Below are 7,591 nucleotides of genomic sequence, written 5' to 3'. Positions count from 1 at the left end.
CGAGTTGTATGGCCTGTACGAAGCCCGAGAAGCCCTGCACAGCGCGGGCTACGTGCTGGTGACCGAAGGCTACATGGACGTGGTGGCACTGGCCCAGCTGGGCTTTGCCAACGCGGTGGCCACGCTGGGCACAGCCTGCACACCCGACCATGTGCAAAAGCTGTTTCGCTTCACCGACTCGGTGGTCTTCAGCTTTGACGGCGACGGTGCTGGCCGACGCGCCGCCCGCAAGGCGCTCGACGGCGCGCTGCCCTACGCCACCGATGTGCGCAGCATCAAGTTTTTGTTTTTGCCCTCCGAGCACGACCCAGACAGCTATGTGCGCGAATTTGGCCAAGAGGCGTTTGCCGAGCAGATCAAACAAGCCATGCCGCTGTCGCGCTTTTTGATCGAAGCGGCCAGCGCCGACTGCGACTTGCAAAGCGCCGAAGGCCGCGCCCGCCTGTCCAGCCAAGCCCGCCCGCTGTGGCAACTGCTGCCCGACGGCGCACTCAAACAGCAACTGCTGTCAGAACTGGCGCAACTCATCCAGCTGGAAACGGCAGGTCTGGAAAAACTCTGGGGCCAACAAGCAGCAAGTGAGCAACGCTTTGCACCTTCTGCGCGCAGTGCTGCGGCGCCAACAGCCCAGTCGGCCAACGCGGCCTTCAGCCAGGCTGCCAGTGCGGGGCATGACGAATTCCACCAATTCGAGCCAAACTATGGCGAACCACAGGCCTGGTCGGGAGCCAACACTTTCGTGCCGTCCAACGGCAACAGCCACTGGAAAAGCAAAAACCCCAACTGGACGCCGGGCAGCAAGTTTGGCAACAGCAAATACAAACGCGAGCAGCCTCCGGTCTACACCGGCCCACGCACCGTGCCCGCCAGCCGAGCCGACCACGCCGCCCGCCTGCTGCTGGGCAACATGGCGCTGTGGGAATCGTTGGCGGGCGAAGACCACGCCATGCTGTGCGACCTGCCCGCGCCGCACGGCCCGCTGTTTGCATGGCTCGAATCACAGTTTCACGAACAAGGGGCTGTGGGCTGGTCCACCTTGCGCGAGCACATGCAAGACCATCCCTTCGCAGGCGACGCCACCCGCTGGATGGCGCAAGACAACCTGAATGCCGTGGCCGGCAGCGAAGACGCCACCCCACCCGACCCGCAAGAAGCCCGCCAGGAACTGCGACGCTTACTGACCATGCTGATGATCGACCGCCTCAAGCAGCTCGAAACTGAAGCCCTCACTGAGGCCAGCACCGGGCAAGACCCCGAAGCCCAACAACGCTGGCGCAGCCTGCACGAACGCCGCAAAGCGTTGATGGCCGCAGCTGCAGCTTTGCAGGCCGCCAGCTGATCCACAACCGCAGGGCGTTACGGTTACATCGTGAGATGCTGTTCAGGGCGTGTGCCACGCCCATCCCCCACGGGGTGGCCTCCTACAAAGGTACGCCAGAGATTACTTGCCCACCAACTCGTTGAATTTGTCCGCCTCGAAGGTCTCGCGTTTGGCGGCATCGCCGGGCATGGCCACTTGCTGCTGGGCACACAGCTGCTCCATCGCCTGCCAGATCATGGCGATCTGGTGTTCTTGCCCTGCGGCGTTGTCGATCAGGCCGCGCAAAGCCTGGCTCAACGGGTCGTCGTTTTGCGTCACGCCGTAGGCCGAGAAGCCCATTTTGGAAGCCGCTTCTTCGCGCTTGGCGTCTTGTTCGGCTTGGATGATGCGCGCCGGGTTGCCCACCGCCGTGGCCCCAGCCGGCACCGGCTTGGTCACCACCGCGTTCGAGCCCACCTTGGCCCCATCGCCAACCTCAAAACCGCCCAGCACTTTGGCCCCCGCGCCAATCACCACATCGCGGCCCAGCGTGGGGTGGCGCTTGGCCCCTTTGTAAAGCGATGTACCGCCCAAAGTGACCCCGTGGTAGATGGTGCAACCCTCGCCAATTTGGGCCGTCTCGCCGATCACGATGCCCATGCCGTGGTCAAAAAACACCCGCTCGCCAATCTGAGCACCAGGATGGATTTCGATGCCCGTGAGCCAGCGCGACACATGCGAGATGAAGCGCCCCAGCCACTTGAAGCCATGGTTCCAGCACCAGTGCGCCCGCCGGTGCAACACCAAGGCATGCAGGCCCGGATAACAGGTCAGCACCTCCCAAGCGGTGCGGGCTGCGGGGTCCCTGTCAAGAATGCACTGGATGTCGGAGCGAAGGCGTGAAAACATAAGCACCAATTCTATCGCTTGCCGCTGGCGGTCTGGATCATGGCCTTGGCGACCCCGCGAAGGATGTGGATTTCTTCCGGGCTCAAGTCGGCGCGGTTGAACAACTGGTTCAGGCGCGGCATCAGCTTTTTGGGCGCGGCCGGGTCCAGAAAGCCGATGTCGGTCAGCGCCTGCTCCCAGTGGCCCAGCATGCCCGCCACCTGCTGCGCATCGGCCTTGTCAGCGGGCGGCACGGCGTCCTGCACAGGGAACCCGCCCAGCGCCACGCGCCAGTCGTAAGCCACCACCTGAATGGCCGAGCCCAGATTGAGCGAGCCAAACTGCGGATTGGTCGGGATCGACAGCGCCACATGGCAGCGGTAAACATCCTCGTTTTTCATGCCAAAGCGCTCCGAGCCGAACAAGAAGGCCACGCACTGCTCGGGCGCACCGGGGCGGGTCAGCTCGGCAAAGTGTTCACGCGGCGAGCGGGTGGGCGGGCCAAAGTCGCGTGGCGTCATGGCCGTGGCGCACAAGTGCGTCACGCCATCCAAAGCCTCGTCCAGCGTTTCAACCACACGGGCTTTGGCCAGCACATCGTTGGCCCCACTGGCACGCTGGATGGTTTCTTCCTTGCGCAACACATTGGGCCAACGCGGTGCCACCAGCACCAGGTCATCAAAACCCATGACTTTCAAGGCCCGGGCGGCAGCGCCCACGTTCCCCGCATGGCTGGTTTCTATCAAGATGAATCGCGTTTGCATGCCCCGATTGTCCACGCTGAGGCCAAGCACGCCGCGACCACATCGGCGCTGCATGACGCCAAAATGACGGCCAACCCCGCTTTTCATGAGAAAATGCGCCCTTCGCCGCCGCGATCGTGCGTGGGCCAGTCCAGTTCTTCACACAATTTATGTCGTCCAATCTCCACCCCATGCTCAACGTGGCCATCAAGGCTGCACGCGCCGCTGGCGCCATCATCAACCGCGCCGCGCTCGACGTTGAGGCGGTTCGCATCTCGCAAAAGCAGGTCAACGACTTTGTGACCGAAGTCGACCACGCCAGCGAAAAAATCATCATTGAAACCTTGCTGACCGCCTACCCTGACCACGGCATCCTGGCCGAAGAGTCGGGCCGCGAATTCGGCAGCCCCATCGCTGACCACATCTGGATCATCGACCCCCTGGACGGCACGACCAACTTCATCCACGGCTTCCCTGTTTATTGCGTGAGCATTGCCCTGCAAGTGCGCGGCAAGATCGAACAAGCGGTCATTTACGACCCCACCCGCAACGACCTGTTCACCGCCACCAAAGGCCGTGGCGCGTTCATGAACGACCGCCGCCTGCGCGTGAGCAAGCGCATCCGCTTGCAGGAATGCATCATCTCCACCGGTTTCCCATTCCGCAAGGGCGACAACTTCAACCAGTACCTGCGCATGATGGGCGACGTGATGCAGCGCACCGCCGGCTTGCGCCGACCCGGCTCTGCCGCTCTGGACCTGGCCTACGTGGCCGCAGGTTTCACCGATGGTTTCTTTGAAACCGGTCTGTCGCCCTGGGATGTGGCTGCGGGCTCCCTCCTGGTCACCGAAGCCGGTGGCCTGATCGGCAACTTCACTGGCGAAGCCGACTTTCTGGAACAAAAAGAATGCCTGGCCGGTGCGCCCCGCATTTATGGCCAGCTGGTCAGCATCTTGGGCAAGTACAGCAAATTTGCCAGCGCGGGCGACAAAGCCAACGTCCGTACCGCCGTTGACGCCCTGAGCCGCGAGCACACAGCCGATGCACACAACCCGGACGCCGAAGCCGATGCAGCCCCAGCCAGCACCGACGACAGCACCAGCGACGCCGAAATTGAGCGCAAGGACGCGCCCTTTTAAGCTTGCTTCAGCCCCTTACCAAAAAAAAGCACCCTCGGGTGCTTTTTTTGTTGCCTTGGGCAGATCAGTTGCCTGCCACTTGCGCGCTATCGGTCTCGACCTCCGGCTCGACGGGTGGCAAGCGCACGGCCAGCACCTTGTCGATGGCGCGGCCATCCATGTCCACGATCTCCAGCTTCCAGCCTTCCCACTCCACCGCATCGGCCACCTTGGGCAAAGCGCCCGTCAGCAGCATGATCATGCCGCTCAGGGTGTGGTAACGGCCCCGCTCTTCTTCGGGCACCTCTTCCAGGCCCAGGCGGTCTTTCAGCTCGGGCACCGGAATGTGGCCATCGAGCAGCCAGCTGCCGTCGTCGCGCTGCACGGCCCAAGAGGTTTCGGGGTCACGCGGTTGGAACTCGCCCGTGATCGCCTCGATCAAGTCTTGCAGCGTGATGATGCCTTGCACCTCGCCGTACTCGTCGATGACAAACGCCATGTGCACATCGGACAACCTGAAGTTGTCCAACAGCTCCATGCCGGTGATGGTCTCAGGCACGTACAAAGGGCTTTGCAGCGCCTGATCACGCAGCGACTGCAGTTGGGTCGGGTCTTTCAGCGCACGCGCCAGCCACTGGCGAGCATTGATCACGCCCAGAATGTTCTCGATGCCGTTTTGCACCACCGGAAAGCGGGCGTGGTCCGAATCCTCGATGCGCTGCAGGTTCTCTTCAAACGCATCGTCCACATCCAGGCAGACGATGTCGGCGCGTGGCACCATGAGCGAGCCGATTTGGCGGTCGTCCAGCCGGAACACATTGCGCACCATGGTGTGCTCATGCGACTCGATCACACCAGCAGAAGTGCCTTCCACCAGCATGGCGTGGATTTCTTCTTCTGTCACGGGCGTGCCCTTGGTTTCCTTCACGCCCATCAGCCGCAGCAAAGCGCGGGTCGAAGCCGACAACAAAATCACGAAAGGCTTGGTGGCCAGCGCCAAAAAGTTGATGGGCCGGGCCACCAAGCGGGCAAAGGTTTCGGGATAAGACTGGCCAATGCGTTTGGGCACCAACTCGCCCACCACGATGGAGAAATAAGTGATGGTCAACACCACAATGCCGGTGGCCGCAAAGCTGGCATAAGCTTGTGCAGCGCCCAACGACACCAGCCACAAGGCCAGCGGCGCGGCCAAAGCCGCCTCACCCACGATACCGTTCAAGACACCGATGGAGGTGATGCCGATCTGGATGGTGGACAAAAACCGCGTGGGGTCTTCCCCCAGTTTGACAGCCGCCGCCGCGCCGCTGTCGCCCTCATCGATGAGCTTCTGAAGCCGGGCTTTTCGGGCCGTGACCAAGGCAATCTCGGACATGGCAAACACCCCGTTCAGGCAGATGAGGGCAAAAAGTATCGCTATTTCCATACAACGGGCTCGCCTGAGCCCTGAGAGTGAAGAGGATTACATTGTAAGTAAATGCAATGGCTCACCCCAAAATCCTTGCGCCAGACAAGGCAAGTTCACTTCATAAAGTTGGACCAGCCACCGATGTTGTGCACCGGGGCAAAGCCTTTTTTCTTGAGCAGCATCTTGGCCATGCCACTGCGGGTGCCGCTGGCACAACCCACCACCACTGGGGCATTGCGGGGGATTTCCACAAGCCGAGCCGCCAATTCTTGCAGGGGAATATTGACCGTGCCTGGCGCACTGGCTCGGGCAAACTCAGCCGCCGAGCGCACATCCAACAAGGTCGCGCCTTGCTGCTTCAAGGCGGGCAACAGGGCCACCACCCGACGGGCGTTCCACCATTTGTAGCCAAACCAAAGCGCCAAGGCCAACAACGGCCAGTAATTGTTCAGAAAATCCATCGGTCGCCCACTTTCATCAATGCCGTCAAAAGCCGCCATGTTAGCGGCCTAAGCCGAATAAAATCAGCGTTTGCCCCTTCAATCCCCTGACCCGGTGACTGCCCTTCCCGAGTCGGCCAAGTCCTTGATGCCAAAAGACATGTCCCCTGCACCCAGCCCGGCTGACCACGCTGGCCACACGCCCATGATGGCCCAATACTTGGGCATCAAGGCCGCGTTTCCGGACACGCTGGTGTTCTACCGCATGGGTGACTTTTATGAGTTGTTCTTTGGCGACGCCGAAAAAGCTGCCAGCTTGCTCGACATCACCTTGACCCGCCGGGGCCAATCGGCAGGGCAACCTGTGATGATGGCCGGCGTGCCTTTTCATTCGCTGGAAACCTACCTCGCCCGCTTGATCAAATTGGGCGAGTCTGTGGCGATTTGCGAGCAAGTAGGCGATGTGGCCACCGCCAAAGGCCCGGTCGAGCGCAAAGTGGTGCGTGTGGTCACCCCTGGCACCCTGACCGACACCGAGCTGCTGTCCGACAAAAGTGAAGCCATCTTGCTGGCCGTGCACCAAGCGGGCAAAAACCGCTGCGGCTTGGCGTGGCTGAGCGTCACGCAAGGCGTGGTGCACTTGGCCGAATGCGCGCAAGATGAATTGGCCGACTGGATCGACCGCATCGCACCCAGCGAACTGCTGGCGAGCGCGGGCATGACACCCACCTTTGAGCAAAAACTGCGCGGCCTCAAAACCGCAGGCCGAGGCAGCTGGTCATTCGCCATGAGGCCCGATTTTCAGTTTGACGCAGGCCTGGGCCAGCGCAAGCTGCTCGAACAACTGCAAGCAGCGTCGCTCGCCGCTTGGAGCGCCGACACGCTGGCCGACGCGCACGCCGCCGCCGCTGCCCTGCTGACCTATGCCGAACACACCCAAGGCCGCAGCCTGCCGCATGTGCAGCGCGTGCAGGTGCAGCGCTCGGACGCGCTGATTGACTTGCCCGCCAGCACCCGCCGCAACCTGGAGCTGACACAAACCCTGCGGGGCGAAAGCGCTTCGGATTCACCCACGCTGTTTGCGCTGCTCGACACCTGCATGACCGGCATGGGCAGCCGCTTGCTCAAAAGCTGGCTGCTCAGCCCACCACGAGACCGGCAAGTGGCACAGCAACGCCTGCAAGCCCAGGCCGTGTTGCGCGGCGACAGTGGTGCCGGGGCTTGGAGCAACTTGCGCGAACAACTCAAAGGTGCAAGTGACGTGGAGCGCATCACCGCCCGCACCGCGCTGCGCCAGGTGCGCCCGCGTGAGCTGGTGGCGCTGCGCCATGCACTGGCGCGTGCGGCTGCGCTTTCTGTGCAACTGCAGGCCCTGCAGCCCGAGACCGGTTCGCTGTTGTCGGGCATGGCCCGCTGGCTCACACCCCCCACACATTGCGCCGAACTGCTGCACATGGCGCTGCTCGAAGAGCCTGCTGCGCTGGTGCGCGACGGCGGCATCATCGCCGACGGCCTGGACGCCGAGCTGGACGAGCTGCGCGCCATCCAGACCAACTGCGATGCGTTTTTACTGGACCTGGAAACCCGCGAAAAAGAGCGCACCGGCATTGCTAACCTGCGCGTGCAGTTCAACAAGGTGCACGGCTTTTACATCGAGGTCACGCAAGGCCAGCTCGACAAAGTGCCCGACGACTACC

At 62.3% G+C, this 7,591-nt stretch carries 7 protein-coding genes; 3 read left to right on the top strand and 4 right to left on the bottom strand.

What is annotated here, in order from left to right; translation table 11 throughout:
• The coding region (locus tag Q0341_RS14780; protein ID WP_299514879.1) for a toprim domain-containing protein at positions 1 to 1,339 on the top strand (1,339 nt) is incomplete at its 5' end.
• 102 nt (positions 1,340 to 1,441) lie between these two features.
• Here Q0341_RS14780 and cysE read toward each other — a convergent pair.
• Together cysE and Q0341_RS14770 are read right to left on the bottom strand one after the other, a co-directional pair.
• Positions 1,442 to 2,209: a serine O-acetyltransferase gene (gene cysE, locus Q0341_RS14775; protein WP_299514876.1), complete on the bottom strand. Its 768-nt coding sequence runs from the start codon at positions 2,207 to 2,209 to the stop codon at positions 1,442 to 1,444.
• 11 nt (positions 2,210 to 2,220) lie between these two features.
• Positions 2,221 to 2,952: an RNA methyltransferase gene (locus Q0341_RS14770; RefSeq protein ID WP_299514873.1), complete on the bottom strand. Its 732-nt coding sequence runs from the start codon at positions 2,950 to 2,952 to the stop codon at positions 2,221 to 2,223.
• A 149-nt stretch (positions 2,953 to 3,101) separates the two neighbouring features.
• Here Q0341_RS14770 and Q0341_RS14765 point away from each other — a divergent pair, with 149 nt between their 5' ends.
• A complete protein-coding gene (locus tag Q0341_RS14765; RefSeq protein ID WP_299514870.1) occupies positions 3,102 to 4,070 on the top strand; it encodes an inositol monophosphatase family protein in 969 nt (322 codons plus the stop codon).
• Between the two features lie 64 nt (positions 4,071 to 4,134).
• Here the strand turns inward: Q0341_RS14765 and Q0341_RS14760 are convergent, their stop codons facing one another.
• Positions 4,135 to 5,472: a hemolysin family protein gene (locus tag Q0341_RS14760; RefSeq protein ID WP_299514867.1), complete on the bottom strand. Its 1,338-nt coding sequence runs from the start codon at positions 5,470 to 5,472 to the stop codon at positions 4,135 to 4,137.
• A 95-nt stretch (positions 5,473 to 5,567) separates the two neighbouring features.
• Positions 5,568 to 5,915, bottom strand: a complete 348-nt coding sequence (locus Q0341_RS14755) for a rhodanese-like domain-containing protein (RefSeq protein ID WP_299514864.1) — start codon at positions 5,913 to 5,915, stop codon at positions 5,568 to 5,570.
• Positions 5,916 to 6,054: 139 nt separating this feature from the next.
• On the opposite strand from Q0341_RS14755, the gene mutS reads away from it, so the two are divergent.
• Positions 6,055 to 7,591 (top strand): DNA mismatch repair protein MutS (mutS, locus tag Q0341_RS14750; protein WP_299514861.1); only part of this gene is annotated, 1,537 nt, incomplete at its 3' end.

This window comes from uncultured Limnohabitans sp. (assembly GCF_937889215.1).
Lineage (GTDB): Bacteria > Pseudomonadota > Gammaproteobacteria > Burkholderiales > Burkholderiaceae_C > Limnohabitans_A.
Note: the sequence above shows the minus strand (reverse complement) of the source record. Positions and strands in the feature narration are given on the sequence as shown.

Coding starts and splice junctions, on each gene's coding strand:
- cysE (WP_299514876.1), bottom strand. CDS start 2,209: ATGTTTTCACGCCTTCGCTCCGACATCCAGTGCATTCTTGACAGGGAC.
- Q0341_RS14770 (WP_299514873.1), bottom strand. CDS start 2,952: ATGCAAACGCGATTCATCTTGATAGAAACCAGCCATGCGGGGAACGTG.
- Q0341_RS14765 (WP_299514870.1), top strand. CDS start 3,102: ATGTCGTCCAATCTCCACCCCATGCTCAACGTGGCCATCAAGGCTGCA.
- Q0341_RS14760 (WP_299514867.1), bottom strand. CDS start 5,472: ATGGAAATAGCGATACTTTTTGCCCTCATCTGCCTGAACGGGGTGTTT.
- Q0341_RS14755 (WP_299514864.1), bottom strand. CDS start 5,915: ATGGATTTTCTGAACAATTACTGGCCGTTGTTGGCCTTGGCGCTTTGG.